This window comes from Pseudomonas paraeruginosa (assembly GCF_003025345.2).
Taxonomy (GTDB): Bacteria; Pseudomonadota; Gammaproteobacteria; order Pseudomonadales; family Pseudomonadaceae; genus Pseudomonas; species Pseudomonas paraeruginosa.
In genome coordinates this window covers 4260404-4286792 of record NZ_CP020560.1, presented here as the reverse complement: position 1 = coordinate 4286792, position 26389 = coordinate 4260404, and the positions used below count along the sequence as shown (strand labels likewise).

General features: G+C 59.5%; 23 protein-coding genes, 1 tRNA gene and 3 pseudogenes. 21 read left to right on the top strand and 6 right to left on the bottom strand.

Annotated elements, in window-relative coordinates; all coding sequences use genetic code 11:
* Positions 1-23 precede the first annotated feature (23 nt).
* From ybgC to B7D75_RS20275, 10 genes are all read left to right on the top strand, one after another.
* Entirely contained in the window at positions 24-470 is a 447-nt protein-coding gene (ybgC, locus tag B7D75_RS20320; protein WP_043102669.1) for a tol-pal system-associated acyl-CoA thioesterase, read from the top strand.
* A 1-nt stretch (position 471) separates the two neighbouring features.
* Positions 472-1167, top strand: coding sequence for a protein TolQ (gene tolQ / locus B7D75_RS20315; RefSeq protein WP_003086125.1), 696 nt, complete (start codon positions 472-474; stop codon positions 1165-1167).
* A gap of 22 nt (positions 1168-1189) precedes the next feature.
* Positions 1190-1630: a protein TolR gene (tolR, locus tag B7D75_RS20310; protein ID WP_003086126.1), complete on the top strand. Its 441-nt coding sequence runs from the start codon at positions 1190-1192 to the stop codon at positions 1628-1630.
* A gap of 2 nt (positions 1631-1632) precedes the next feature.
* The gene (tolA, locus tag B7D75_RS20305) at positions 1633-2670 is read left to right on the top strand and encodes a cell envelope integrity protein TolA (RefSeq protein ID WP_034080803.1); all 1038 of its coding nucleotides are present in this window, start codon (positions 1633-1635) and stop codon (positions 2668-2670) included.
* A complete protein-coding gene (gene tolB / locus B7D75_RS20300) occupies positions 2667-3965 on the top strand; it encodes a Tol-Pal system beta propeller repeat protein TolB (protein ID WP_034080804.1) in 1299 nt (432 codons plus the stop codon). The genes tolA and tolB overlap by 4 nt, the downstream gene beginning before the upstream one ends.
* 52 nt (positions 3966-4017) lie before the next feature.
* Entirely contained in the window at positions 4018-4524 is a 507-nt protein-coding gene (gene pal, locus B7D75_RS20295; RefSeq protein WP_003155994.1) for a peptidoglycan-associated lipoprotein Pal, read from the top strand.
* A gap of 9 nt (positions 4525-4533) precedes the next feature.
* Positions 4534-5358, top strand: coding sequence for a tol-pal system protein YbgF (gene ybgF, locus B7D75_RS20290; RefSeq protein WP_003155995.1), 825 nt, complete (start codon positions 4534-4536; stop codon positions 5356-5358).
* Between the two features lie 202 nt (positions 5359-5560).
* Complete coding sequence (gene queE, locus B7D75_RS20285; RefSeq protein WP_003155997.1) at positions 5561-6208, top strand: 7-carboxy-7-deazaguanine synthase QueE; 648 nt, start codon at positions 5561-5563, stop codon at positions 6206-6208.
* Positions 6209-6224: 16 nt separating this feature from the next.
* On the top strand, positions 6225-6899 hold the full coding sequence (queC, locus tag B7D75_RS20280; RefSeq protein WP_012076888.1) for a 7-cyano-7-deazaguanine synthase QueC: 675 nt from the start codon (positions 6225-6227) through the stop codon (positions 6897-6899).
* A gap of 59 nt (positions 6900-6958) precedes the next feature.
* Positions 6959-7034: transfer RNA gene (locus tag B7D75_RS20275), tRNA-Lys, on the top strand.
* 369 nt (positions 7035-7403) lie between these two features.
* Here B7D75_RS20275 and B7D75_RS29825 read toward each other — a convergent pair.
* From B7D75_RS29825 to B7D75_RS20250, 4 genes and pseudogenes are all read right to left on the bottom strand, one after another.
* Positions 7404-7601: pseudogene (locus B7D75_RS29825) on the bottom strand (site-specific integrase); the annotation flags it as partial.
* A 13-nt stretch (positions 7602-7614) separates the two neighbouring features.
* Positions 7615-7870 (bottom strand): annotated as a pseudogene (locus tag B7D75_RS29820) (IS110 family transposase); the annotation flags it as partial.
* A 208-nt stretch (positions 7871-8078) separates the two neighbouring features.
* Positions 8079-8339: pseudogene (locus tag B7D75_RS20260) on the bottom strand (transposase); the annotation flags it as partial.
* A gap of 228 nt (positions 8340-8567) precedes the next feature.
* Positions 8568-9473, bottom strand: a complete 906-nt coding sequence (locus B7D75_RS20250) for a LysR family transcriptional regulator (RefSeq protein WP_052178084.1) — start codon at positions 9471-9473, stop codon at positions 8568-8570.
* Between the two features lie 241 nt (positions 9474-9714).
* Here B7D75_RS20250 and B7D75_RS20245 point away from each other — a divergent pair, with 241 nt between their 5' ends.
* Positions 9715-10668 (top strand): 3-hydroxyacyl-CoA dehydrogenase NAD-binding domain-containing protein, encoded by a 954-nt coding sequence (locus tag B7D75_RS20245; protein ID WP_107114362.1) that lies wholly within the window; start codon positions 9715-9717, stop codon positions 10666-10668.
* 274 nt (positions 10669-10942) lie between these two features.
* The gene (locus B7D75_RS20240; RefSeq protein WP_181263705.1) at positions 10943-11854 is read left to right on the top strand and encodes an alpha/beta fold hydrolase; all 912 of its coding nucleotides are present in this window, start codon (positions 10943-10945) and stop codon (positions 11852-11854) included.
* Positions 11855-11963: 109 nt separating this feature from the next.
* On the opposite strand, the gene B7D75_RS20235 is transcribed toward B7D75_RS20240, so the two are convergent.
* A complete protein-coding gene (locus tag B7D75_RS20235; RefSeq protein ID WP_071537294.1) occupies positions 11964-12386 on the bottom strand; it encodes a lysozyme inhibitor LprI family protein in 423 nt (140 codons plus the stop codon).
* Between the two features lie 613 nt (positions 12387-12999).
* Here B7D75_RS20235 and B7D75_RS20230 point away from each other — a divergent pair.
* The 5 genes from B7D75_RS20230 to B7D75_RS20210 all read left to right on the top strand — a co-directional run bounded on the left by B7D75_RS20230 (position 13000) and on the right by B7D75_RS20210 (position 20112).
* Entirely contained in the window at positions 13000-13383 is a 384-nt protein-coding gene (locus B7D75_RS20230; RefSeq protein ID WP_034081827.1) for a hypothetical protein, read from the top strand.
* A 95-nt stretch (positions 13384-13478) separates the two neighbouring features.
* Positions 13479-14243: an AraC family transcriptional regulator gene (locus tag B7D75_RS20225; protein WP_374954555.1), complete on the top strand. Its 765-nt coding sequence runs from the start codon at positions 13479-13481 to the stop codon at positions 14241-14243.
* On the top strand, positions 14230-16044 hold the full coding sequence (locus B7D75_RS20220; RefSeq protein WP_107114361.1) for an ABC transporter ATP-binding protein: 1815 nt from the start codon (positions 14230-14232) through the stop codon (positions 16042-16044). Before B7D75_RS20225 ends, B7D75_RS20220 begins: the two co-directional genes overlap by 14 nt.
* Positions 16045-16051: 7 nt before the next feature.
* Positions 16052-17794 (top strand): ABC transporter ATP-binding protein, encoded by a 1743-nt coding sequence (locus B7D75_RS20215; protein ID WP_107114682.1) that lies wholly within the window; start codon positions 16052-16054, stop codon positions 17792-17794.
* A gap of 92 nt (positions 17795-17886) precedes the next feature.
* Complete coding sequence (locus B7D75_RS20210; protein ID WP_234600069.1) at positions 17887-20112, top strand: TonB-dependent siderophore receptor; 2226 nt, start codon at positions 17887-17889, stop codon at positions 20110-20112.
* Between the two features lie 867 nt (positions 20113-20979).
* Here B7D75_RS20210 and B7D75_RS20200 read toward each other — a convergent pair.
* Positions 20980-21909 carry a LysR family transcriptional regulator gene (locus B7D75_RS20200; protein WP_107114359.1) on the bottom strand — a complete coding sequence of 310 codons (930 nt, stop codon included), beginning with the start codon at positions 21907-21909 and terminating at the stop codon, positions 20980-20982.
* A 145-nt stretch (positions 21910-22054) separates the two neighbouring features.
* Between B7D75_RS20200 and B7D75_RS20195 the strand changes: the two genes are divergently transcribed.
* Genes B7D75_RS20195 through B7D75_RS20180 form a run of 4 tightly spaced genes read left to right on the top strand, consistent with a single transcriptional unit; the run spans position 22055 to position 26312 of the window.
* Positions 22055-22999, top strand: coding sequence for an NADP-dependent oxidoreductase (locus tag B7D75_RS20195; RefSeq protein ID WP_034081830.1), 945 nt, complete (start codon positions 22055-22057; stop codon positions 22997-22999).
* Between the two features lie 60 nt (positions 23000-23059).
* Complete coding sequence (locus tag B7D75_RS20190; RefSeq protein ID WP_034081823.1) at positions 23060-24172, top strand: NAD(P)-dependent alcohol dehydrogenase; 1113 nt, start codon at positions 23060-23062, stop codon at positions 24170-24172.
* Between the two features lie 15 nt (positions 24173-24187).
* The gene (locus B7D75_RS20185) at positions 24188-24772 is read left to right on the top strand and encodes a nuclear transport factor 2 family protein (protein WP_225317517.1); all 585 of its coding nucleotides are present in this window, start codon (positions 24188-24190) and stop codon (positions 24770-24772) included.
* Between the two features lie 10 nt (positions 24773-24782).
* Complete coding sequence (locus tag B7D75_RS20180; RefSeq protein WP_034081825.1) at positions 24783-26312, top strand: GMC family oxidoreductase; 1530 nt, start codon at positions 24783-24785, stop codon at positions 26310-26312.
* Positions 26313-26389 lie beyond the last annotated feature (77 nt).

Here is a 26389-nt window from a genome sequence, read left to right as displayed (position 1 = left end):
AAGCCGGGACTTGGTTCTAGAGTATGCGCGCGCAACACGGGGGAAAGCCGTTCCAGCAGCGTTTCCGGGTCTATTACGAGGACACGGATGCCGGCGGCATCGTCTATTACGTCAACTACCTCAAGTTCATGGAACGGGCTCGGACCGAGCGGCTGCGGGCTTTGGGGTTCGCCCAATCGCAACTGGTCGGTGACAACCTGCTGTTCGTCGTCCACTCCGCCGAGGCGCGCTACCACGCGCCAGCGAAGCTCGACGATGAGCTGCTGGTCAGTGCCGAGGTCGAGGAGTTGAACCGGGCGAGCCTGAAGTTTCGTCAACAGGTTCGTCGAGCGTCGGACTTCGTCCTGCTCTGCGAGGGGCGGTTCCTGGTGGCGTGCGTGCGAGCGGACACCCTGAAGCCACGTGCTATCCCCGAAGCGTTGCGTGCGGCTTTTGCCGGAAGCCCGGATTCTTTTTCAGCAGGAGATTAAAGTGGAACCGAACGTCGTCGACCATACCTCCATGTGGAGCCTGATCAGCAACGCCAGTATCGTGGTGCAGCTGGTCATGCTGACCCTCGTGGCCGCCTCGGTCACATCCTGGATCATGATCTTCCAGCGTGGCAACGCCATGCGCGCCGCGAAGAAGGCGCTGGATGCCTTCGAGGAACGCTTCTGGTCGGGCATCGACCTGTCCAAGCTGTATCGCCAGGCCGGTAGCAACCCGGACCCGGACTCGGGCGTCGAGCAGATCTTCCGTGCCGGCTTCAAGGAGTTCTCCCGCCTGCGCCAGCAGCCCGGCGTCGATCCCGACGCGGTGATGGAAGGCGTGGCGCGCGCCATGCGCGTGGCGATTTCCCGTGAGGAAGAGAAGCTCGAAGCCAGCCTGCCCTTCCTGGCAACCGTCGGCTCCACCAGCCCGTACGTCGGCCTGTTCGGTACCGTCTGGGGTATCATGAACTCCTTCCGTGGCCTGGCCACCGTGCAGCAGGCTACCCTGGCCACCGTCGCCCCGGGTATCGCCGAGGCGCTGATCGCCACCGCCATCGGCCTGTTCGCCGCGATTCCGGCGGTCATCGCCTACAACCGTTTCTCCGCGCGTTCTGAGATGCTGATCGGTCGCTACTACACCTTCGCCGACGAGTTCCAGGCCATCCTGCACCGCAAGGTGCACACCAGCGACGACTAAGACGACTGAGAGGTAAGCCGATATGGCAAGGGTTCGTCACAAGCGCAAGCCGGTCGCGGAAATGAACGTGGTGCCTTACATCGACGTGATGCTGGTACTGCTGGTGATTTTCATGGTGACCGCACCGATGCTCAACCAGGGGGTCAAGGTCGACCTGCCGAAGGTGTCCAGCGAGGCTCTGCCCCAGGACAACAACAAGCAGGTCCTGACCCTTTCGGTGAAGGCCGACGGTTCCTATTACTGGAACGTCGGCAGTGAAGTGGATACTGAAAAACAGACCGATAGCGCCGTGTCGTTGGAACAGATGACCGATGCAGTCACCAAGATCATGAGTGCCCGTCCGGACACCCAGGTATTCATCCGCGGCGACAAGGCGGTGAACTATGGTGCGGTGGTTGGCGCCATGGGTGCCTTGCAGCAGGCCGGTGTGCCCAATGTCGGGTTGATTACCGAGGCTCCCTGATCTTGAAGCAACAGTTCGAGCGCTCGCCTTCCGAGAGTTATTTCTGGCCCGTCGTCCTGGCGGTGGTCCTGCACGTTCTGATCTTCGCCATGCTGTTCGTCAGCTGGGCGTTTGCCCCGGAGCTTCCTCCCTCCAAGCCGATCGTGCAGGCCACGCTCTACCAGCTCAAGTCGAAGAGCCAGGCGACCACCCAGACCAACCAGAAGATCGCCGGCGAGGCGAAGAAGACCGCCTCCAGGCAATATGAAGTCGAGCAGCTCGAGCAGAAGAAGCTCGAACAGCAGAAACTCGAGCAGCAGAAGCTGGAACAGCAGCAGGTAGCCGCCGCGAAGGCGGCGGAACAAAAGAAGGCTGACGAGGCTCGAAAGGCGGAGGCCGAGAAAGTCGCCGCGGCGAAGAAGGCCGATGAAGCCAAGAAGGCTGCCGAGGCCAAGGCCGCCGAACAGAAGAAGCAAGCCGACATAGCCAGGAAGCGCGCCGAAGAGGAGGCCAAGAAGAAGGCCGCCGACCAGGCGAAGAAAGCCGAGGACGCGAAGAAGAAAGCGGCCGAGGAAGCCAAGAAGAAAGCGGCAGCCGAGGCGGCGAAGAAGAAGGCCGCCGTCGAGGCCGCCAAGAAGAAGGCGGCGGCTGCCGCCGCGGCAGCCCGCAAGGCCGCCGAGGACAAGAAGGCCCAGGCCCTGGCCGAGCTGCTCTCTGATACCACCGAGCGCCAGCAGGCCCTGGCAGACGAGGTGGGCAGCGAGGTCACCGGCAGCCTTGACGACCTGATCGTCAACCTGGTCAGCCAGCAGTGGCGGCGTCCTCCATCGGCGCGTAATGGAATGAGCGTAGAAGTACTGATCGAAATGCTGCCGGACGGTACCATCACCAACGCCAGCGTCAGCCGTTCGAGCGGTGACAAGCCGTTCGACAGTTCGGCGGTGGCGGCTGTACGCAACGTCGGCCGCATTCCCGAGATGCAGCAACTGCCGCGGGCGACCTTCGACAGTCTGTACCGTCAGCGCCGCATCATCTTTAAACCGGAGGATTTGAGTCTGTGAGTACCCTGATTCGCATTGCGCTGTTTGCCCTGGCCCTGGTGGCGGGTGCTGCGCAGGCTGCCGACCCGCTGGTGATCTCCAGCGGCAACGACCGTGCCATTCCCATCGCCGTGGTGCCGTTCGGCTTCCAGGGCGGCAACGTGTTGCCGGAAGACATGTCCAACATCATCGGCAATGACCTGCGCAACTCGGGTTACTTCGAGCCGCTGCCCCGGCAGAACATGATCAGCCAGCCGGCCCAGGCCAGCGAAGTGATCTTCCGCGACTGGAAGGCGGTGGGCGTGAACTACGTGATGGTGGGCAACATCGTGCCCGCCGGCGGCCGTCTGCAGGTGCAGTACGCGCTGTTCGACGTGGGTACCGAGCAGCAGGTGCTGACCGGCAGCGTGACCGGCAGCACCGACCAGTTGCGCGACATGTCGCACTACATCGCCGACCAGTCGTTCGAGAAGCTGACCGGCATCAAGGGCGCGTTCTCCACCAAGATGCTCTACGTCACCGCCGAGCGTTTCTCGGTCGACAACACCCGCTACACCCTGCAGCGTTCCGACTACGACGGCGCGCGCCCGGTGACCCTGCTGCAGTCGCGCGAGCCGATCGTGTCGCCGCGCTTCTCGCCGGACGGCCGCCGCATCGCCTATGTGTCCTTCGAGCAGAAGCGTCCGCGTATCTTCATCCAGTATGTCGATACCGGCCGCCGCGAGCAGATCACCAACTTCGAAGGCCTGAACGGCGCTCCGGCGTTCTCCCCGGACGGCAATCGCCTGGCCTTCGTCCTGTCGCGCGACGGTAACCCGGAGATCTACGTAATGGATCTCGGCAGCCGCTCCCTGCGCCGCCTGACCAACAACCTGGCGATCGACACCGAGCCTTTCTGGGGCAAGGACGGTTCCACCCTGTACTTCACCTCCGACCGTGGCGGCAAGCCGCAGATCTACAAGATGAACGTGAACAGCGGCGCCGTGGACCGGGTGACCTTCATCGGCAACTACAACGCCAACCCGAAACTCTCGGCCGACGAGAAGACCCTGGTGATGGTTCACCGCCAGCAGGGCTACACCAACTTCCAGATCGCCGCCCAGGACCTCCAGCGCGGCAATCTGCGGGTGCTGTCGAACACTACCCTGGACGACTCGCCCACTGTCGCGCCCAATGGCACCATGCTAATCTACGCCACCCGCCAGCAGGACCGGGGCGTGCTGATGCTCGTATCCATCAACGGACGCGTACGGATACCTCTCCCTACCGCTCAGGGCGATGTGCGCGAGCCTTCCTGGTCCCCTTACCTGAACTGACGGTCGCCAACGGTTACAAACTTATACACTGGGGTTCATTAGGAGTTACATGATGGAAATGCTGAAATTCGGCAAATTTGCTGCGCTGGCTCTGGCCATGGCTGTAGCTGTGGGTTGCTCCTCCAAGGGCGGCGACGCTTCCGGTGAAGGTGCCAATGGCGGCGTCGACCCGAACGCAGGCTATGGCGCCAACAGCGGTGCCGTTGACGGCAGCCTGAGCGACGAAGCCGCTCTGCGTGCGATCACCACCTTCTACTTCGAGTACGACAGCTCCGACCTGAAGCCGGAAGCCATGCGTGCTCTGGACGTACATGCGAAAGACCTGAAAGGCAGCGGTCAGCGCGTAGTCCTGGAAGGCCACACCGACGAACGTGGTACCCGCGAGTACAACATGGCCCTGGGCGAGCGTCGTGCCAAGGCCGTTCAGCGTTACCTGGTACTGCAGGGCGTGTCCCCGGCTCAGCTGGAACTGGTTTCCTACGGTAAGGAGCGTCCGGTTGCCACTGGCCACGACGAGCAGTCCTGGGCCCAGAACCGTCGCGTCGAGCTGCGGAAGTAAGAAGACGTCATGCCCAAGCACCTGCGTGTCCTGACCTTCCTCGCGCTCAGCATGCCGTTCGCGGCCTGGGCGGAAGTTCCTGTGTATGACGGCGTTGCCGCCAACAACGGCGGCAACGTTCCTCCTTCAGGGTATGGCACGGCAGGTGCCGGTGGCGCCTTTGCCGGAGGTGGGGTGACAACTCCCACCTCCGTGCAGGGGGAACTGTTCATGCAGCTGCAGCAGATGCAGGACGAGCTGGCTCGCCTGCGTGGCACGCTGGAAGAACAGCAGAACCAGATCCAGCAACTCAAGCAGGAAGGCCTGGAGCGTTACCAGGAACTCGACCGCCGGATTTCCGGTGGTGGCGCGCCTGCCGCACAGAATTCCGCACCGGCTGGCGCGATCAACGCCAACGGCGCGCCTGCGGCTCCCGCAGGCAACAACGCCCCGGCGCCGAGCGGCGAGCCGGGCGACCCGGCGAAGGAAAAGCTCTATTACGACGCGGCCTTCGACCTGATCAAGAGCAAGGATTTCGACAAGGCCAGCCAGGCGTTCACTGCCTTCCTGCGCAAGTATCCGAACAGCCAGTATTCCGGCAATGCCCAATACTGGCTCGGCGAGGTGAACCTGGCCAAGGGCGACCTGCAGGGCGCCGGCCAGGCTTTCGCGCGGGTCAGCCAGAGCTACCCGAGCAGCCAGAAAGTGCCCGATTCGCTGTACAAGCTGGCGGATGTCGAGCGCCGCCTGGGCAACAACGACAAGGCCAAGGGCATCCTCCAGCAGGTCATTTCCCAGTACCCGGGAACCTCCGCGGCACAACTGTCGCAGCGCGACCTGAAGAACCTTCGCTGATCCCGTCTCGATGAACAAACCCGCGCCAGTCGCGGGTTTTTTCGTTAGAATCGGCGCCCCGCGGAATTACACGGTTTCAGCTCGGCTGATGCCCGTGTTTCCCGCCAGGAGACTTCCGCGGATGTGGGCGCTCCCGAGGCGCTTCTCCTATTTACCGCAACGGAGGCGGACGACCTGTTCAGTCGTCACGCCCGTGGCTGATATGCAACAGACCCTGCGCATTACCGAGATCTTCTACTCGTTGCAGGGGGAGACACGTACCGCCGGCTTGCCGACGGTCTTCGTGCGCCTGACCGGCTGCCCCCTGCGTTGTCATTACTGCGATACCGCCTATGCCTTCAGCGGCGGCGAAATCGTCAGCCTGGATGCCATCCTCGAGCGGGTGGCTGCCTACAAGCCTCGCTATATCTGCGTAACTGGCGGCGAGCCGCTGGCCCAGCCGAATTGCATTCCGCTGTTGGAACGACTCTGCGACGCCGGTTACGAGGTATCCCTGGAAACCAGCGGGGCTCTCGACGTGTCGCGGGTCGATCCCCGCGTGAGCAAGGTCCTCGACCTGAAGACGCCGGGATCCGGCGAGGTCGGGCGCAACCGTTACGAAAACATCCCGTTGCTGACTGCCAACGACCAGGTGAAATTCGTCGTCTGCTCGCGGGAGGACTACGACTGGGCGGTATCCAAGCTGATCGAGTATCGCCTCGAACAGCGCACCGGCGAAGTCCTGTTCTCGCCCAGCCACCGGCAGGTGGATGCGCGCGAGCTGGCCGACTGGATCGTTGCCGACAACCTGCCGGTACGCCTGCAACTGCAATTGCACAAGATTCTCTGGAACGACGAGCCGGGCCATTGAGACGAGGAAACTCACCATGAACCAGAAGAAAGCGGTCATCCTGCTCTCCGGCGGCCTCGACTCCGCCACCGTTGTCGCCATGGCCAAGGCCGATGGCTATGCCTGCTACACCATGAGCTTCGACTACGGCCAGCGCCATCGCGCCGAGTTGCAGGCCGCTGAGCGCGTGGCGCGGCAGCTGGGGGCGATCGAGCACAAGGTGATAGGGCTGGATCTCAACGGGATGGGCGGCTCGGCATTGACCGACGACAGCATCGCCGTACCCGAGGCGCCCAGCCAGGGAATACCGGTGACCTATGTGCCGGCGCGCAATACCGTGTTCCTGTCGCTTGCCCTGGGCTGGGCCGAAGTGCTCGAGGCCCGAGACATCTTCATTGGCGTGAACGCGGTGGACTATTCCGGGTATCCGGATTGCCGTCCCGAGTTCGTCGAGGCGTTCGAGCGGATGGCCAACCTGGCCACCAAGGCCGGCGTGGAAGGCAATGGGTTCCGGATCCAGGCACCGCTGCAGTACCTGTCCAAGGCACAGATCATCCAGGCGGGCGTTGCGCGCGGCGTGGACTACGGGCTGACGGTGTCCTGCTACCAGGCCGATGATCAGGGGCGGGCATGTGGCAAATGCGATAGCTGCCGGCTACGCGCGGATGGCTTCGCGGCGGCCGGTATTCCTGATCCGACGCCATATTTCTGAAAAAAATTCGCGAGGGGTGTTGTTTTTGCGTTAGAAATCAGTATTATACGCCTCGCGTTGGGTCGTTAGCTCAGTCGGTAGAGCAGTTGGCTTTTAACCAATTGGTCGTAGGTTCGAATCCTACACGACCCACCATTTTCGAGGGGCGAGTTGCACAGACCTAGGGAAGGGTGTTTCACCTTTTACTTGTCCAGCAGCCGTCTGGGCCGAACATTAGGCCCGCATTGACGTGATGTCAATATGGAATAGCCCACCTATCTAGGTGGGCTTTTCTGTTTCTAAGGCCCTGAAACCATTCTGCAGGCGTAGCAATGCGCCCCCGACGTAATCAGCGATTACAGAGGGTACTGCGGTGTTGGCCTTGAAATTGCGCGGCTCTGCCAGCATGCCGGCGCTGGAGTCGAGGCGCATTCGGTAATTGCGGATTTTGCCTACAGGCCTAGCGATCTGCTGGGAGGCGCGGCTACCTTTCGTCCGGTAGCCGGCCCCTCAGTACCGGTATCGCTAGGCGAGACTGCTTCGGGCGGTAGATCCCCATCCACCAGATCCGCTTGTTGCAGCGGGAGACGCGGATGCCGAGGCGGCACGGTTCGATAAGTGTTGAGCCATCAGAGTGAACAGCACGCTTTGCTCGAAGGTGTCAGGTGGCTGTGGTAGCGCTTCTTCCCACACGGTTGGACCTCCCTGAATGCCTGTCCCTGGAAATGGGGTAGAACCCGTGGCTCTCGAGAATCTCGTAGACCGGAATCCAATACACCCCGGTCGACTCCATCGCCACCGTGGTGACTCCCAGCTCGACCAGCCAATCGGCCATGCGCTCCAGGTCGGCGGTACGCCTTGAAGGTTTGCACCGGCTCTTCGGCGAGATCGACGGGCACTGCCACCACATGGAAGCGCGAACCGATGTCGATGCCGGCCGCTCGTTCGTGAATCACTGGCAGCCCCTGCCGCTGCGAACTGGACGTTTTCATGAGAACCCTCCACTCACTGGATGTGCTGGACGGGGACTCGGAACAGATCACATTCCTAAACGGGGTCACGAAACGCGCCACCACTAACGGGTCCGCAGCTTCCCCTGGGTCAGGTTTTTTGACGGGGACTGAGCCTCCAAAAAACAGGCGACCACTGTCCAGCGCTGTCAGCGTAGTGACCGTGTTTCTAACCCAATGGGGCGCGGTTTTTTAATATCGCTTTCTCCCGCTCCAGCCGGTTGATCCGAGCCTCCAGCTCCTGGAGCTTCTGCTGTTCGGGGGTGAGCGCCTTGCTCTCCGGGGTTACGCCATCGCGCTCCTGCTGGAGCTGTTTCACCCAACGGCGCAAGGCCGAATCCACCACCTCCAGCGAACGGCAGGCGTCGATATGGCTGTAGTCTTGGTCCAACACCAGGGCCGCGGCCTCTCGTTTGAACTCGGCGGAAAACGTACGTCGTTGCTTGCTTATCAGACACCTCTCTCACGGCGAGGATTTTCGCCTAAATCGGTGTCCGGGATCAGTAGACCACTACAAGTAAGCCAACGATTAGCGTTTGTGGCCGCCAGCCAGGGGGAGAGTGATGAAGAGGCATGGGTCTGTACCGGTTCGAGGAAGGTACAGACAGCAGACAGGATCGCTTCCGATGGGGCAGCAGGAAATCATCATTACGTAAGCGGTGTATTTTTGACCCGCGATTCAGGGCTGTTGTTTACAACAGCAGGGGGGCCTCATGTCTTGGATGTACACCAGTAGGCGCTCCAAAAGCGGCGACGTTTCCTTGCCGGAATGCACCAGAACGAGGTCTAGTGCTGAGTGATCCACTGATGTAAGCCTACGAATGGTTATGCTCTTGGGTAACATGTTGCAGAAATGATAGGGCACTAGGCTGCAAAGCCCCGTTGCCGCCACCATGGAAAAGATACTCAACATTCCATCGGCCTCGAGCGGTTCAACGACCGCATTGCCGTTTTGGTGGAGAAATTCGTCGATGGTGGATCGGAGAGCAGGTGCCGCCGAGGCGCTAATCGCTACTAGGCGCTCCTTGCAGAGGTCTGACGGAGAAATTTTCCTTTTGTGCAATAAGCGATGCCCGCGCGGAAGAATGGCCATAAGGGTTTCCTTTCGAACGACCTGACTTGCCCATCCAGGAGGCACATCGCCGCGCCGAATGAATGCGGCATTGATGCTGCGCAGCTCCAGAGCTCTGATCAGCTCGAGAGGTAGCTTGCTTTGAACGTCAACCCCAATACAGCGTGTTTCAGAAGCCAGCGCCGCCGAGACTAATCCCATCAATTCATCTTCCGTGCCAGGAATCATGCCCAGCACTAGGCGGCATACCTGTTTTCCGCTGTCTTGCGTGCGTTTCAGGGCTGCATCGAACTGGGTGACAGCCAGCAGGGCCTCCTTTCGAAGAACCTCCCCCGCTTCAGTCAGGTGTACACCTTGCCACGTGCGAACAAAAAGCGTGCAACCGACATGTGCTTCAAGCGCTTGGATCTGGCGCGTCAACGAAGGTTGGGCAACCCGTAACCGCTGAGCTCCGGCGGTGAAGCTGCCGGCATCGGCAATCGCGAGAAAATAACGTAGATGGCGGATATCCATCCCATGATCATACCTGCAAGCTATAGGTAGGACTTAACAAAGTATTTGAACTGCTCTTCATCTATTTCCTAACTTAACGCCAGTCGAATCGATAGATCGGGTAAGAACCGCAGGCTCATAGGCATGAAGGCTTGATTTGGATGGCTCGGGAACGAGGGCCTATAGGCAAAGACAAGCATCAAGAGCATCCAATGATACTTGTGTCAATGTTGTGACTCTTCCACAGAGTGAGGAACTAGTAATGAGCAATTCAATCACGAAAGTTGCAGTGGTCGGTACTGGGGTCATAGGTGCGAGCTGGAGCGCTTTATTTTTAGCTAGGGGGCTCAAGGTAACGGCAACCGACCCAGCACCGGGGGCTGAGACTATTCTGCGTGAATACATAGCGAATGCTTGGCCGGCCTTGGAAGAGTTAGGGCTGGCGGTTCCGGCAGCTTCGCCATCAAATCTAACTTTTACTAAAGACCTCGCCGAAATTGCTGGTGTTGATTTCGTACAAGAGAATGGCCCTGAGCGACTGGCCTTTAAGCAGAGCCTGTATCAACAACTGGATGAGCTTCTGGCGCCTGAGGTGTTGATTGCTACCAGCTCGTCGGGGCTGATGATGACGGAAATCCAGAAGGGCTGCGCCCTTCATCCGGAGCGATGCTTAGTCGGCCACCCTTTCAATCCTCCGCATCTCATTCCTCTGGTTGAGTTAGTGGCTGGAGAGAGGACTTCACCGGATTCAATCAAACGAGCGGACGCTTTTTACACCGCTCTTGGCAAGCGAACGATCCGGTTGAATAAAGAGGTGCCGGGACATGTAGCCAATCGGCTACAAGGTGTGCTGATTCGTGAGGTGATGTCGCTTGTCAATGAGGGCGTCGTGACAGTGGCCGATGCTGATACCGCGTGTTCGTGGGGGCCGGGTCTGCGCTGGGGGGTGATGGGGCCCGTGCTGCTCAACCATCTTGGTGGCGGATCGGGGGGCATTGAGCACTTTTATCAGCAGTTCGCCGGACCACTGGTCACATGGTGGACACCCTTGGGGGAGGTGCAGCTAAACCCCGAGATGCAGAAAAAAATAGTCGACGGCCTGTATGCGGAAGTAGATGGACGAAACATTGAGGAATTGGCCTGCGAGCGTGATCGTTTATTGATGATCCTTCTCAAAGCGCGCTTGGCAGCCGAGACCGTTGATAAATCCCGGTAACAGCAGGTCGATATGCAGTATTCGATGAATTCAGAACAGTATATATGGTCAATGGCCTAGCTTAGGTTAGTGGTCTAAATGGTACTGTCGAATTAATCGTTGAAACCTAACATCCTTCTTGACTTGATCAAGCCTCCCGAGGTGACTACTAATAGTCTAGTTAACTGGTAGCCTAAGTTATTCTGTAATCGAATTTTGAATTATATATGTTCAAACGGTTATATGCTTTCGAGCAACCATTTGCTTTTTACTTAAACAGCCTAGGAGAAATACCATGTCCAGAGAGATGACGCGACGGAACTTTGTTGGTACCTACCTGAGCACAGGCACAGCCCTAATAGCTGCCTCGATGGCGCCATCTGTTTTTGCAAACACCTCAAAGCCCATTCCGATCGAGCAAGGCTCCATCGCCACACCAAATGGTCTGCGAATAGCCTATGAACGGCAGCGCAATGGTGGACATCCAGTCTTGCTTATTCCCGGCACCATGTGTGATCGAGGGATCTGGCGGCCAGTACAGGAAGCTTTCCAGCGCTTCGACACCATTTTACTCGACAATAGAGACTCAGGACAGAGTAGTTTGAGCCCGAGCAACTACACCTTGCGCGATATGGCTGAGGACGCTCTGGCACTTCTCGACGAGTTGAGAATTGAGCGTGTTCATCTGGTAGGACACTCGATGGGGGGACAGATAGCGCAGGAGCTTGCTTTGATGGCACCGGCTCGCGTCAGCCGAATGCTGCTGGCCAATACCTGGGCTCGCACTGACGACAAGATGAATGCCATGTTCGATAGTTGGGAGGTCCTTCGTAATTATCAAAGCGATGAGGCTTTTGCCAAGTCTATGACAATTTATGGAAATGGTTCCAGCACTCTATCAAGGCGGACTGTTGATGAACTACTTGAAGCGTCTGCGAAGATACTTGCACCACAAGAGCCAGCGGCTTTTCTTCGTAATGTAGAAGCTGATAGAAAGGCTGACACCCTAAGTCGGCTCGGAGAGATTAAAGCTCGTACTTTAGTGCTCTGGAGCGAGGAAGATCGCTGTTTGCTGCCTCCTCATGCCAAGCAGTTGGAGAAAGGTATACCCGGTGCCAAGTCCGTGCGCATAAGGAACTGTGGGCATAATAGCATGGGGGAGAGAAGCAATGTTTTTATGAAGATTGCTGAAGATTTTCTTATCTGATTTTGTAAATTTAAATTTCTTATAAGGATCGGGCTTGCCATCGTCTGATGGCAAGCCTTTTAAGATAAATAGTTTAAAGGGATTCATTTCCTATGGTTTTTCTCAATGGTTAGGAAGGCCAGTTGCTGTCTTCCAGTTGAAGGGTCCTTTCAATGGTTAAATTAAGTTCGCAAACTGCTTCCAGGACTCCATCCCCGGAGCCGTTGCTTTTGAAGTTATAGATTTCACATTGTGATTTTCTAAACTTGAGCCAGTTGCGTTGGGCTATTTTCCAGGCTGGAGGATTCACTCTGCTTGAAAGTGTTTCTTTGTAGGCCTTGTTTAACTTTTGGTCCCAAATTTTATGTTCCTCTTCTATGCAGGAGTATTGTTCTACTGTGTTTGTGCTGTTGTTTATGCATTTTCTGTAAGTTTCAGTGTATGGGTGGGTTATAGGTTCAGAGTTTGCTGGGTTGCTAGCTGTTAGTAGAAAGAATATTGCGGAGGAAGTGATTGAGGAAAGGAGTCCTTTTGAAGTTCTAGTGATTTTCATGCTGGCTACTCCTGTGGTTTGTGGTGATTATCACTTGACTGGTAAAGTTTATTTTTAAAAAAACTTCTGGCAAGGTGTATGATGCTTTATTAAAACTTTAACGCTACAGTGTCAAGACTTACCGCCTGCTTTGGCTGGGTTTGGTGACGTCTGTCTAGAACACTAAGCGATGTGGGCGTAGGTACGTCAGGCAGGGAAACTCTCCAGTCTAAAAAATACTGAATTATTGATTGCATGGAGTTATTCAGAAGTAAGGTTATTGAGGCGGTTTCAATCTTTCAGGTTTCCACAATGCTTGGAGTCGGAGAATAGTTTCCTTGTGGGAAGCGAAGACTTCGTCGAAAACGGCAGCCTCACATGCTGCCACTGCGATGTGTTCTTGAGCACAGTCAAGAGCATCTTGGAATTGTTGCAGCACCAACGTCTCAATATTCCGGCCGCCACTCTGCATCCTGGGTTCGATAGGCAATCGAAAAAGAAGCAGCTTTCCTTGTCAGATTGGCTGAAATGAAGAATTTTTTGTCCGTTCTATCCAATGACGCAACTTTTTCTTGAGAATATGATAAGCATTCTCATTTGTATTCCAGATCGCATCGATATGCTGGAGCCGACCATGAATATCGACACAACTGAGTATCCCTTCGTACGTATGGAAAACTCCCCCGCCCGCGCCAGACCTATCGAGGAGGTGCTGGAGTGCATCTCGGAACTGTTGGCCCGCGGCCGCCCTTTCGTATTCGTCAGCCAGGATGCCCCCGACGACGCCGAAGACCATATCGATACCCGACGCAAGATCGTCACCTGGATGAAGGCCCACCGGACCGAGATTCGGCGTCTGATCAAAGGCCACCTGCAGATCGTCCCGGAGCCGGACCAGCGCGCCGAGATGCAGGGGTTCTCGATGGTCTTTGCCAAGTTCTGGGGCTACCCCATGTTCGTTGTCGCCAGTGCCGAGGCCGCTCGCGCCAAGGCCGAGTCGCTGCTGGCCGGTGCCTGAACGAGCTCGTGAGGAATCGTCCGATGCCCATCGCCGGAAACGAATCGAACTATCCCGATCTCATCGACCGCCCGGTGGTGGTACTCGGACTGGAAATGCCAACCGCCAGTTGGGAGATACCGTTCCACAACCACCGTAAGGCGCAGCTCATATTCGCCGACAGCGGGCTGATCACTTTGGAGGCCGATGCCGGCATCTGGGTGGTGCCGCCGCAAGGAGCAGTCTGGATTCCCAGCGGCATGCCGCACCGCGCCAGCAGTTGCGGAAACGCCGAGGGCTTTGCGGTGTTCGTCGAAGCGGATGCTGCGGCAGAGCTACCCAGCAGTTGCTGCACGATCTCCGTTTCGCCGTTCCTGCGCGCGTTGTTGGCACGCACCGCGGCCCTTCCCGCGCACTATGGCTTGGACGGCCCACAGGCGCGCCTGATGCAGGTGTTGCTCGATGAACTGATCGCCGCGCCGCAGGAGAGCCTGCACCTGCCCATGCCTGTCGACCCACGCCTTCGCAAACTCGCCGATGCGATGCTGGCTGCCCCGGCAGAGCATGCCACGCTCGATCTCTGGGCCAGCCGCATCGGCATGAGCGAGCGCAACATGTCGAGGCTGTTCGTTGCCGAAACCGGCTTGAGTGTGAGCAGATGGCGCCGCCGGATGCACATCATCAGGGCCTTGCCGCTGCTCGCCCAGGGCCATCTCATCCAGGCCATCGCCGACGACCTGGGCTACGACAGCCCCGGAGCCTTCGTGACTATGTTCCGCAAGGCCGTCGGAGTGCCTCCGCGACGTTTCCTGGCGCAGCGCACGGCCCGGCTCGACGCCCCCCTACACATTCCTGCCGGGAGTCTCCATGAGCGCCCTTGAAGCCAACGACACGCCGGCCAACGAGCCTGCGCCGCTGGGCCAGATCCTGCGCCCGATCCGTAGCCGCCTGATCTGCGCCGCCACCCTGGCAGGCCTGGGTGCGGCGCTGACGCTGGTGCCGCTGGCCGGCATCGCCCATATCGCACAGATTGCGCTCGGCGCTGTCGCCATCCATGCCACCGAAGCCACGGCCCACGGCGAACTCTGGCGGACGGTGGCCCTCAGCATCGCCAGCCTGTTCGGCGGCCTGCTACTGATCCTGCTGGCCGAAGCCACGGCGCACGCGGCCGACAACCGCCTGACCCACCACCTGCGGCTAGCCGCGGTGCGTCGGCTGGCGAAGGTGCCGCTGGGCTGGTTCGGCTCGCGCTCGTCGGGCGAGATCAAGCACGCCATGCAGGACGACATCGGCACCCTGCACGACCTGACCGCACATTTCTACACCACCCTGGGGCGCACGCTCGGTGCCATCCTGACCTCGCTGGTCTATCTGTTCGCGCTGGATTGGCGCCTGGCACTGGTAGCGCTCCTGCCCTACGTAGGCGGGTTGCTGCTGATCGGTTCGGCTATGAACTTCAGCGAACGTCAGATGCAGGCCTTCGGCGCAGGACAAGCGCGCGTGGACAATGCGGTAGTCGAGTTCGTCAACGGCGTTCCGGTCATCAAGACCTTCGGCGCCGGCGGCAGGGCTCACGGCAACTATCGGACCGCGGTGGACGGTTTCCTAGAAGTATTTCTCCAGTTGCTACAGCCGACGCTCGGCTCCATGAGCATCGCCAACGCACTGATGGCGCCGGTCGCGGTGTTGGGCGTGGTGCTTGCGGCAGGCACACTGTTCGTGCACCTCGACTGGATGACCCCGGCGGCAGTTCTGCCCTTTGTCCTGATGGCTCCCGGGGTGTCTGCTCCGCTGATGCTGCTGATCTTCATTGCGCACGGACTGGACCCCGCGAAGGGAGCGGCTCGGCGTGTGCAGGACCTGTTGCGTACCGCAGTGCTGGAACAACCTGCGGCAGCATTGCGGCAGACGCCCACCGGCAGCGAGATTCGCATTGAGCAGGTAGGCTACACCTACGACGCGGACGCGCAGCACAAAGTGCTCGCGAACCTGAATCTCACACTTGAACCCGGCACAGTTACCGCATTGGTCGGTCCTTCCGGCGCTGGCAAGTCCACCCTGGCGCGACTGCTGCTGCGTTTCTTCGATCCGAGCCAAGGGCGCATAACGTTAGGTGGTGCAGACCTGCGGAACCTCGAAAGTACCGAGTTGTACCGGCACATTGGTTTCGTCCTGCAGGACGTGCGGCTGATCCATGCCAGCGTGCATGACAACATCGCGCTGGGCCGTCCCTCGGCGGCCCGGTCGGAAATCGAGAACGCCGCGCGCGCAGCCAATATCCACGAACGCATCCTGAGCCTGCCACGCGGCTACGACTCGGTAATCGGCGAGGACGCGCATCTCTCCGGCGGCGAACAACAACGCGTGAGCATCGCTCGCGCGATTCTGCTGGACCCGCCGGTGTTGGTACTGGATGAAGCCACCGCCGCCGCCGACGCCGAAAACGAAGTGGCCATCCAGGAAGCGCTTTCGCGCTTCGCCCACGGGCGCACGCTCCTAGTCATCGCACATCGGCTCGATACCGTAATGCACGCAGACCGCATTGTCGTGATCGACAATGGCACCGTCATAGAGCAAGGGCGCCACGAGGAGTTGCTGGCGCGCAACGGGCACTACGCTCGCCTGTGGGAACTGGGCGGCTATAGCGATGCGCAGGCCGCGCAAGAATCGGAGGCCAGGTGACGCAATGATGTTCAAGACCTTTTCCCGCCTGCTGGGCGACGATGCGCGCATCTTCCACCGCTATGCCTGGATGGCCGTCGTTCTGGGCCTGCTCAATGGCCTGATCATCACCGCCCTGGTGCCGATCCTGAGTCACCTGCTGGCCGGCGACGTCCACAGCGCCGGCCTCTGGCTCCTCGCCTTGGGTATAGGGCTCGTGGCCTGCTGGGCCTGGCGCCGCCAGGTCGAGGAGGCCAGCGTGGCGGTGCGTGTCGCCGTACTCCGCGACTGCCGCCAACGCATCGGCGATCACATCGCCGGCCTGCCGGTCGGATGGTTCACGCCACAGAACACCGTACGCCTCAATCATGTCATGACTCACGGCATGTTCGAGCTGTCCGAGTTGCCAGGCCACCTGTTCACTCCGATCCTCAGTGGCGTGGTGACACCGCTGGTCTTCGTCGTCGCACTGACAACGCTGCATTGGCCACTGGGCCTGATCGCACTGCTAGCGTTGCCAATCCTGGCCGGGATATTCGTGTTCAGCGCACGCCTGGGCCAACAGGCCGACGAGGCGTTCCACAGCAGTGCCGCCCGTACCAGCCAGCGCATCGTCGAGTTCGCCCAGGCACAGTCGGTGCTCCGCGCCTTCAGCGCTCGCAGCGGCAGCATGGATTTCCTGAAACGTGCCATCGATCGGCAGCACGCGGCCGGCTCGCGATTGCTCTATGTTTCGATTGCCTCGGTCGTGCTCAATGCCTGGGCAGTACAACTGGCGTTCGCCGCCCTGCTGATCGCCGCCGCGCTCTGGCTGGGCAGCCAACTGGGGGGGGAATCACAGGCCGACACGGCCATCGCCGTGGTCGCCTCGCTGCTGCTGGTGAACCGCTTCATCGACCCGTTGCTTGACATCGCCGGCTATGGAGAGGTGCTGCGCAGTGCGCGCGGCCAACTCGACGCGGTAGCTGAAGTGCTGAACGAGAAACCGCTGGCCGAACCGCTCGAGCCGAAGCTGCCGATCGATGGCTCGGTGGATCTGCGTGACGTGAGATTCCGCTATGCGCCCAGCGCGCCCGAGGTACTGCGCGGAGTAAACCTGCATATCGCCGAGGGCAGCATGCTGGCGCTGGTGGGCGCCTCCGGCTCGGGCAAGAGCACGCTGGCGGCCCTAATCGCACGCTTCTTCGATGTGACGGCCGGCAGCGTGCTCGTCGGGGGCGTCGACGTGCGGCAAATGGGCAGCGAGCAGTTGGCTGGGCAGATCAGCCAGATCTTCCAGAACACTTACCTGTTCCAGGGCAGCATCGCCGACAACATTCGCATCGGCAAACCCGATGCCAGCGATGACGAAATATTGCAGGCGGCCCGACTGGCCGGCGTGACGGAGATCATCGAGCGCCTGCCGCAGGGCCTGGACACGCCGGTAGGCGAGGGCGGCATGCGCCTGTCGGGCGGCGAGCGCCAGCGTATCTCGATTGCCCGCGCCCTGCTCAAAGACGCCCCCATCCTGCTGGTGGACGAAGCCACCGCCGCGCTGGACGCGGAAAACCAGGCGGCCATTGCCGAAGCGCTCGCGCGCCTGCGCGGCCGCCGGACCCTGATCGTCATTGCCCACCAACTATCGACGGTTGCAATGGCGGATCGGATCGCCGTGCTGGAGGACGGTCGGGTGGTCGAGTCCGGCACTCACGCGCAATTGCAAGCGCAGCAAGGGCGCTATGCGCACTTCCTGGCGCAACGGCAGATGGCCAAGGGCTGGCGCATCGCCTGAAGCAACACCCCATTTCTATGATGCTCGCGCCGCCGCGCCTATCGGCACGGCGGCTTCGGGCAGGTTTTGCCCCATTTCCAGGAATCGATCCAATGACCCACCCTTACCGCCGCAGGCCCCTTATCCTCCCCCACAAGCCCCTGCTCCATGCCGCCTGTCTGTGTACCTTGGTCGCACACGTCCTGGTTCCGGCCAATGCACAAACCCGGCAAGCGCTGCCCCACTCCGACATGCTCGAGCAGACCACAGACGAAGAGGCGGCCCTGGCACTGCCTGCCGACACCGTCACCGGCAGCTCGGAAGACCTTTCGACCGAGGGCTCGGGCTCCTACACGGCAGCAAAGAGTCGCTCGGGAACCGGCCTCGCCTTGACGCCACGGGAAACGCCTCAGTCTCTCACCGTAATCACCCGCCAACGCATGGACGACCAGCAGTTGGACTCTCTCCGTGACGTGCTGGAGAACACCACCGGGGTCTCGTCGACTATGTTGGACAGCGAGAGGGTCAACTACTTTGCCCGCGGTTTTAGCATCGACAGCTTCATGTACGACGGAATTCCTACGACTGCCAACGCTATGGCACCAGGGGAAGGCATGCTGGACACGGCGTTCTACGACCGCGTCGAATTGGTGCGTGGCGCGACCGGCCTGCTGCAAGGCATCGGCGAACCCTCCGCGTCGGTCAACCTGGTCCGCAAGCGTCCGCTGAAGACGTTTTCCGCCTCGGCGAACATGGGGCTGGGACGCTGGGACAACCAGCGCGGCACGTTCGACCTTTCCTCGCCGCTCAGTACGGATGAAAGGGTACGCGGGCGTATCGTCGGTACCTACCTGGACCGCGACTCCTTCCAGGACCACTACCGGCAAAAGCGCCAGGCCTTCTACGGCGTGCTCGACGTTGACCTCACCGCGGGCACCACCCTGACTCTGGGTCATGAGTACCAGAACAACGACCCCAAGGGCGTCACCTGGGGCGGCATGCCGCTGTTCTTCTCAGATGGCACGCGCACCGACTGGTCGCGTTCGAAGAATCCGGCCGCACGCTGGAACCGCTGGGAAAGCAGGCTGAACACCACGTTTGCCAGGGTCGAGCAATCCTTCGACAATGGCTGGACCTTGCGCGTCAACGCCGACCACAAGGAAAGCGACGTCAATAGCGACCTGCTGTCGATGAACGGTTACCCGGACCGCGCAACCGGCCTGGGCTGGATGCCTGCGGCCCTGAACGGCGGCGTCGAAACACGCCAGGACAGCCTCGACCTGCTGGTCAGCGGCCCGTTCCAACTGCTGGGCCGCGAGCACGAACTGGTCCTCGGCGGCAGCGGCTCACGCTCCAGGTCCCATAGCGATTATGGCCTCAACTTCGTGTCCAGCTCCGATGTCAGCAGTATCTATACCTGGAACGGCCGCTTCCCGCGCCAAGCGTTCCAGCCGGGCCCGACGATCAATACCACTATCAAGCAGAGCGGGATCTTCGGCGCGCTGCGCCTTTCCCTGGCAGACCCGTTCAAGCTCATCATCGGCGCGCGCAGCAGCAACTACGAGATCGATGAGAGTAATGACAACCATTACAAAAAAACTGGGCAGGTCTCCCCGTATGTCGGCGTGATCTATGATCTGGACGATACCTACTCGGTCTACGCGAGCTATACAGAAATCTTCAAGCCACAGTCGGCCTACCGCGACAGCAGTAACAGGGTACTGGGACCCGCAGAGGGAAAGAACAAGGAAATCGGGATCAAGGGGGAATACTTCGGCGGTCTGCTCAACGCTTCGCTCGCGGTGTTCGAGACCCGCCTGGATGGCGTCGCGCAACTCGACGCCGGGCAGGTGCTGCCGGACGGCACCCAGGCCTACCGTGCGGCAAACGGTACGGTATCGCGCGGTTTCGACGTCGAAGTGCAGGGCGAACCCCTCCTCGATTGGAACCTCTACGCAGGGCTCTCGCACTTCACCGCCGAGGATGGCGACGGCTATCGCCTGAACTCTCAGATTCCCCGCAGCACCGCGCGCCTGTTCACGACCTACCGCCTGCAGGGCGATTGGAACCGGCTGACGGTCGGCGGCGGGGTCAACTGGCAGAGCCGCTTCTACCAAGAGGCCACCAATCCCCAGCGGCAGAGCGTTAAGGTCGGGCAATCGTCCTATGCCTTGACGTCGCTCATGGCCCGTTATGAACTCTCCGATACCACCAGCCTATCGGCCAATATAAGCAACCTGTTCGATAGGAAGTACTACACTACTGTGGGATTCCAGAACGGCTACCTCTATGGTGAACCACGCAATTTCATGGTCAGTCTGCACTTTAGAATCAAATGATTAATATGGTTGATGGTAATGTGTCTATTGACGTTGGGGATGATCACCTTGGTTGGGATTAACCCAGAAGTTCTTTCGGTTCAGGCAATAAGCATCGTGTAGGTTGAACTCCCAGTAGGCACTCTACGGTTTTGGCGCAGCGGCGAGGGAGCGCCCGGCACAGGGAGGTGCCATCCGGGCTCATTCGGGATTCGGCGGGCAGTGGTGGCAGGGATGAGCGCGGCTCGGTCGGCCAACGAAGTCATCCGGTTGATGCTGACATTGATAGCGCTCGGCGTGTTCGTTCTTCATGGGTGTGCTGGAAGGCTGCGCAGCTTTGTCCTGGTGCGGGTCAGCGAGCGTTTTGACAGCCAGTTGCACGGTCGGGTCTACGCCGCCGCCGTCCGAAAAAGGGACAGCTTTATTTGCTAGTGCACTGTCCGCAATTTACCGGCAACTGTCTTTTCATCTACGTCCGTTTCTGGGAATTGCAGAATGAACCCTGCATCGCTTGAAGATTGGCTGTCCTAGGCGCGAGCAAAGCAGACTGTCGAGATTGCGAACTGCTGTCGGAGGACGCGAATAGGTGACGGGTATGCGACTGGCTGTCGGAGTCGTGCGATTGGCTGACGATTTTGAAAAGCCGTGGTGGTGTTTTGAGCGCGAATCGGTGTCGATTAGGCATGCGAATTTAGTGTCGGAACCGATTCGAATACTCGCTGCATGGCTATTCGGGTGCATTGAACCGCGAAGACCCAATGAAGACTGGCAGCAAGCGGCCACGAGCAGACTTCATTGCCAGATACTCGCTGTGCTTTTCGTAGGGTGCTGTGTGTTCCAGGCCAACGCCGATTGCTTCGGTGCGCGCAGCATTGCTGGGAACTAACGCTAGCTATCGAGTGCGGTCATCACGGGAAGTCTGTCCGAGAGAAAATCCAACAACGCCCTGACCGCCGGCACCATTCCGCGCCGGGTAGGAAACACCGCATGCACCACCAGTTCGCGTGCCGCCCATTCGGGCAAGACTTGACGCAGATCCCCGCATTCCAGAGCAGGTCGGCAGCCCAGCGCCGAAAGTAGCGCAACCCCCTGGCCGTCCCGAGTCGCTTGCATTGCCAGGGACCAGACACTGGCCATCAGGCGGGGGCGGAGTTCAATGGTGCGCACTTCGGATTCAGGACCGATCAGCTCCCACTGCTGTAGCGGAGCCTCTTCAAGCAAACTGATCGTATCGGCGTGCTTTAAGTCGTCCGGTGACTGGATTGCCGGATGTCTTTCCAGATACGCCGGACTGGCCACCAGGATACGTCGGCTGGTGCCATATCGACGTGTCACCAGTTCGGGGGCCATGCTCGATTCGGGGCGAAGTCGTAAAGCAACGTCAATGCCTTCGGCTACCAGGTCCATGACTCTATCGGAGGCCTGAAGTTGAATCTGCACACGCGGATACTGAGCCATGAATTGCGATAGCCATGGCGTCAGATATATTTCCGCCGCGCCAGCGGGGCAACTGATACGGATCAGACCTGTGGGACCGGACGAAGAGAAATCGATCGCATCCTGTGCCGCGTGCGCTTCTGCGACCAGGCTGCGGCAATGTTCCAGAAAGCGGGCGCCCACCTCGGTCAACTGAATCTTGCGCGTGGTGCGCTGGAACAACAAAACGCCCAAACGTTGTTCGAGTTGCAATACTCGCAGGCTGAGTTTGGACTTGGCAACGCCCAGCACTCGACCTGCGGCTGAAAATCCACCGTGCTCGGCCACTGCGACGAAGTAATAGAGATCATTCAGATCCTGCAATACCGCTTTTTTTTTCACCAGGATTGTCGTCCACGGAAGAACAGTTCGTCACTATATTGCCTCTTATCGAAGGATTGTCCAGGAAATAACATCCCTAACCACCTGCATCGCGATGTCGACTCCAGCGGTGCAGGCGCTTTCCCACCTGGTTAGAGATGTGACGATGAAATCTATAGTCCTGTCTGCTTTTGGAACCATGCCGATCGTGGACGAGCGCCCGCTTCCGGTCGCCGGGCCGCAGGAAATTCTGATTCGAATGACCCACGCCAGTCTGAATCCGATTGACCGGCGGATCGCAGAAGGTTTTTTCAAGGACCGGTTTGAACACCGCTTTCCGCTGACGCTCGGTATCGACGGTGCTGGCGTCGTCGAGTCGATTGGCGAACAGGTGAGCGACTTCGAGGTCGGCGATTCCGTATTCGGACGGTTTCTGCACAGCTATGTCGGTAACGGCAGCTTCTCTGAATATGTAGCCATATCGGCTGACGCAACGCTGCTGCATACGCCGCTCGGCGTGCCGCCAGCTTTGGCGGCAGCCCTGCCCACCGCGGCGACGACTGCCCTTCAGGCCGTCGAGTCCCTCGGCCTGCCGCCTGGCAGCGTTGTTCTGATAATGGGGGCCACCGGTGGAGTGGGCACGTTCGCTGTGCAACTGGCACGTGCCAAAGGCTACCAGGTGCTGGCGAGCGCATCGTCCGAAGCGGCTCCATGGCTGGCGCAATTGGGCGTCGAGCATGTTTTCGACAGAAAGCAGAATGTTCCTGAGCGGTTGAGCACGGGTTGGCCTGCTGGCATCAACGGCCTGATCGACCTCGTCAATCCTGCGCCGGCCTTTGCTGAGTTGGTTTCCTGCATTGCTCCCGGCGGGACGGCGCTCAGTAGCATTTGGTCCGCCAATGCCGATGTCGCGGCAGCGCGCGGAGTACGCGTCGTCAATCTGGAAATGCTGCCCAACCGCGAGGATCTTCGGACCCTTGCGCAACAGGTGCTCAGCGGTTCCCTTCGCGTCGTGATCGATAAGCACATCTCGCTCGAAGCCGTGCCCGCAGTCATGAGCCAACGGCAGCCCGGTGGCGCACGGGGCAAGACGGTGATCGACATCGCCTAGGGGGCCGGAAGAGGAACATGCGTGCATGTTCCATACCGCACTTTTAATAAAGGAACTTGTATGAAAGTTACTTCGGCGGTCGCTGTAAGAAGCGACGACGTACTACAAATTCTTCCTCTGGAATTGGACCCTCCGGGATTCAACGAAGTGATGGTGCGCATCGTTGCCACCGGTATCTGCCATACGGACATTGCGGTGCGAGACGAACTCGTCGATGTGCCGATGCCGGTCGTCCTGGGCCATGAGGGAGCCGGTGTGGTCGAGTGTGTCGGTCCCGGTGTCGAGCACCTGCAACCGGGTGATCATGTGGTGCTGTCTCTGGCCTCATGCGGAACCTGCAGGAAATGTGCAAGCGGCCTGCCAACCTATTGCGAATCGCATGCTGCACTCAATTGGGCGGCCTGTCGCAGCAATGCCACGACCTGCCTGCATGAACTGGACAGCGGCAAAGATGTCCACAGCCACTTCTTTGGGCAATCGTCTTTTTCCAATTACGCGACAGTCAACGTCAGCAGTGCGGTCAAGGTCGATCCCAAGGCGCCGCTGGAATATCTGGGGCCATTCGCATGCGGCATCATGACCGGTGCGGGTGCGGTACTGAACACCCTGAGCCCACGCCCGGGCTCTACGCTTGTGGTGTTCGGCCTTGGTGCGGTAGGGCTGGCTGCTGTAATGGCGGCACGCGTCGCCGGATGTGGGCATATTGTCGCCGTCGATATCAAGGACAATCGTCTAGCGCTGGCGAAACAAGTGGGTGCCACCCACTGCCTCAATCCGAAAACGGATGATCTGACGGCCCTGTTGGGGGAGTTGACCCAAGGCCGCGGTGCCGATTATGCGGTGGAAGCCGCAGGCAACACCGGCGTCATGCAGTCGGCGATCGCCTGCCTGGCCGAGAACGGCCAGTGCGCCTTGACGGGTGTGGTCAAGGAGCACACGACCATTCCGCTTGATGTAATGCATGTCATGCGTGGTCGCCATATCAAGGGAACGATCATGGGCGACGCCGCACCGAGGGAATTCATCCCGCAATTGATCGAACTCTTTCTACAGGGCCGTTTTCCAGTCGATGCTCTGGTCCGCTTCTATCCGATCGACGAGATAAACCAGGCCATCGAAGACTCTCTTTCAGGTGCGACGATCAAAGCTGTCATTCAAATGCGACATCCATAGATGAAGGGGAAAATCATGAAGCTTGTTAAACCTGTCCTGTTCGCTCTGTCGCTGGCGATGGTTGCCAGCGGTGTTTTTGCCGATACACCAGCGGAAAACGGAAAGAGCCATATCGTCCAACGAGGTGATTATAAGTATCTGGCGCCGGGTTATGACACCGAAGATGTGGCGCGCTTCTTTCGGGAAAGCCTGAATGGTTGGTCGGAGACGCCAGCCAACGTCGCACGTTACTTTACCCCGTCGGGGACATTTGAACTGGCCTATGCGCCAGCGGACGACTTCCCGATATTTTCGCGCTCCAATACCGGGCGGGAGAATATCACCCGCTATTTTACCGAGATGAGCGCCTATCTAGGGCGGCTCGAATATTCCGAGATAAAGAACTGGACCCAGCTCAAGACGAACGAGCCGGGTACGTACGTCTTCGAATACACCAGCCGCGGTCTGATCAAGGCCACTGGCGGAGAGTACAACCAGAAGTTCATTTCCATCGTCAAGGTGGCGGATGGCCAGATTTCCTACGTCCGTGAATACTGGGACCCCTACGTGGCACTGCGTGACTTCAACCTGATCCAGCGCACGCCCGCAACTTCCAACTGAGGTTGGTCTCATGAAGAACGCGTTCCTCGAGTTTGACCTTATCGTCGTTGGTGGTGGTTCGGCGGGTGCAGTTCTAGCGTCGCGCCTGAGTGAAACCCCCGGGTTCCGTGTGCTGCTCATCGAGGCAGGTCACCACTACGGCTCTCATGAGTTCCCAGACCGACTCGCATCGGTAGATTCGGTCGGCGGCGACGCCGAGCATCGATGGTCACCGACACGGGATGTCGCCCGGGGGCGCCCGACTGGAGGGTTGCGAGCAAAGGTGATCGGCGGGGGCTCAACGATCAACGCTGGCGCATTTGTGCGTGCACCACGAGCCGATTTCACACGATGGACGGAACATGGACTGAAGGGTTGGGCGTATGGTGACGTACTGCCTTTTTATAAAAAATGCGAATCTTCCGATTATGGCGATGATGCGCTTCATGGTCGTGACGGGCCGATTCCCGTTCATTTGCGCACCCTGGATGAACTGACTCGAGATGCGCGCGAGTTCATTGCGGCGGCGCAACTCGCCGGTTTCCCTTATGTCGATGACGCGAATGGGCCCTCTTCGTTTGGAGTATCCATTTATCCGGCCAATGTTCGCGACGGCGTGCGGATAAACACCGCCATGGCATATCTCGGTGGCGAAGTGGTTGCGCGTGAGAATCTCACGCTTGTCGCTGACGCCAGCGTCGATGTCCTGTTGTTTGCAGGCAAGCGCGTGGTCGGTGTCAGGCTAGCCGACGGCAGAGAGTTTCGCGGTCGTCAAGTTGCGCTTGCGGCTGGTGCGGTTGGCAGTGCGGCAGTGCTGATTCGCTCAGGCATTGGGCCGCGAGCGAAGCTCGAACGACTTGGGATTCCACTTGTAGAAGACTTGCCGGTGGGGCAGGCGCTGATGGATCAGCCGCATGTCTACTTGCAGGTTGTGACACGCGATGGAGGTGAGCGGACGCCGGCGGTGGGCGGCAAGGTGTGGGGACGTTCGCCACTCGCAACGGGAGAGGAACTCGATTTCTACCTTGGCTTCAATCATTACGCGGACGAGTCAGTCGCGTCCTCCGGACATGCGTTCGGAGTCATAGTATGCGCCTGTCATGTGGAGTCTCGTGGAACGATGGAATTGCTTGCCCGTCACCCTGATGCGGAAATCGATGTTTCACTGAACCTGCTTCAAGTACCGAACGATACCGTCCGGCTGATGGCGGGCATCGAGGCTGCATTGCGTGTGGTACGCCAGGCTCCTTTGATCGAGCGCGTGGAGAGTGTGACGTTCCGCGACGGGACCCCGGTGCCGGACGACCCGGATGTTCTGCGTGCAGCTTTACAGCAACATGTGGAACCCACCCTGCACATCACATCAACGGCGCCAATGGGGGCCGCGCGCGACGGTCTCAGCGTGACGAACTGCGAAGGGATGGTGTGGGGAGTCGAAGGGCTGCGTATCGTGGATGCGTCAATCTATCCAGAGACACCTTCCGTGGCGACGAACCCGACTGTAATCATGGGAGCTGAATACTTGGCACACAAGATCACCGTATCGGAGCAGCGACGCTGAATATGTGCTGAGAGCGTCACTGCAAGCCAAGGATTCGAATACCGCTGGTATCCCGATGATGGCGGGCGCCTGACTTC

Coding starts and splice junctions, on each gene's coding strand:
- ybgC (WP_043102669.1), top strand. CDS start 24: ATGCGCGCGCAACACGGGGGAAAGCCGTTCCAGCAGCGTTTCCGGGTC.
- tolR (WP_003086126.1), top strand. CDS start 1,190: ATGGCAAGGGTTCGTCACAAGCGCAAGCCGGTCGCGGAAATGAACGTG.
- pal (WP_003155994.1), top strand. CDS start 4,018: ATGGAAATGCTGAAATTCGGCAAATTTGCTGCGCTGGCTCTGGCCATG.
- ybgF (WP_003155995.1), top strand. CDS start 4,534: ATGCCCAAGCACCTGCGTGTCCTGACCTTCCTCGCGCTCAGCATGCCG.
- queE (WP_003155997.1), top strand. CDS start 5,561: ATGCAACAGACCCTGCGCATTACCGAGATCTTCTACTCGTTGCAGGGG.
- queC (WP_012076888.1), top strand. CDS start 6,225: ATGAACCAGAAGAAAGCGGTCATCCTGCTCTCCGGCGGCCTCGACTCC.
- B7D75_RS20250 (WP_052178084.1), bottom strand. CDS start 9,473: ATGGATATCCGCCATCTACGTTATTTTCTCGCGATTGCCGATGCCGGC.
- B7D75_RS20245 (WP_107114362.1), top strand. CDS start 9,715: ATGAGCAATTCAATCACGAAAGTTGCAGTGGTCGGTACTGGGGTCATA.
- B7D75_RS20240 (WP_181263705.1), top strand. CDS start 10,943: ATGTCCAGAGAGATGACGCGACGGAACTTTGTTGGTACCTACCTGAGC.
- B7D75_RS20235 (WP_071537294.1), bottom strand. CDS start 12,386: ATGAAAATCACTAGAACTTCAAAAGGACTCCTTTCCTCAATCACTTCC.
- B7D75_RS20230 (WP_034081827.1), top strand. CDS start 13,000: ATGAATATCGACACAACTGAGTATCCCTTCGTACGTATGGAAAACTCC.
- B7D75_RS20225 (WP_374954555.1), top strand. CDS start 13,479: ATGCCAACCGCCAGTTGGGAGATACCGTTCCACAACCACCGTAAGGCG.
- B7D75_RS20220 (WP_107114361.1), top strand. CDS start 14,230: ATGAGCGCCCTTGAAGCCAACGACACGCCGGCCAACGAGCCTGCGCCG.
- B7D75_RS20215 (WP_107114682.1), top strand. CDS start 16,052: ATGTTCAAGACCTTTTCCCGCCTGCTGGGCGACGATGCGCGCATCTTC.
- B7D75_RS20210 (WP_234600069.1), top strand. CDS start 17,887: ATGACCCACCCTTACCGCCGCAGGCCCCTTATCCTCCCCCACAAGCCC.
- B7D75_RS20195 (WP_034081830.1), top strand. CDS start 22,055: ATGAAATCTATAGTCCTGTCTGCTTTTGGAACCATGCCGATCGTGGAC.
- B7D75_RS20190 (WP_034081823.1), top strand. CDS start 23,060: ATGAAAGTTACTTCGGCGGTCGCTGTAAGAAGCGACGACGTACTACAA.
- B7D75_RS20185 (WP_225317517.1), top strand. CDS start 24,188: ATGAAGCTTGTTAAACCTGTCCTGTTCGCTCTGTCGCTGGCGATGGTT.
- B7D75_RS20180 (WP_034081825.1), top strand. CDS start 24,783: ATGAAGAACGCGTTCCTCGAGTTTGACCTTATCGTCGTTGGTGGTGGT.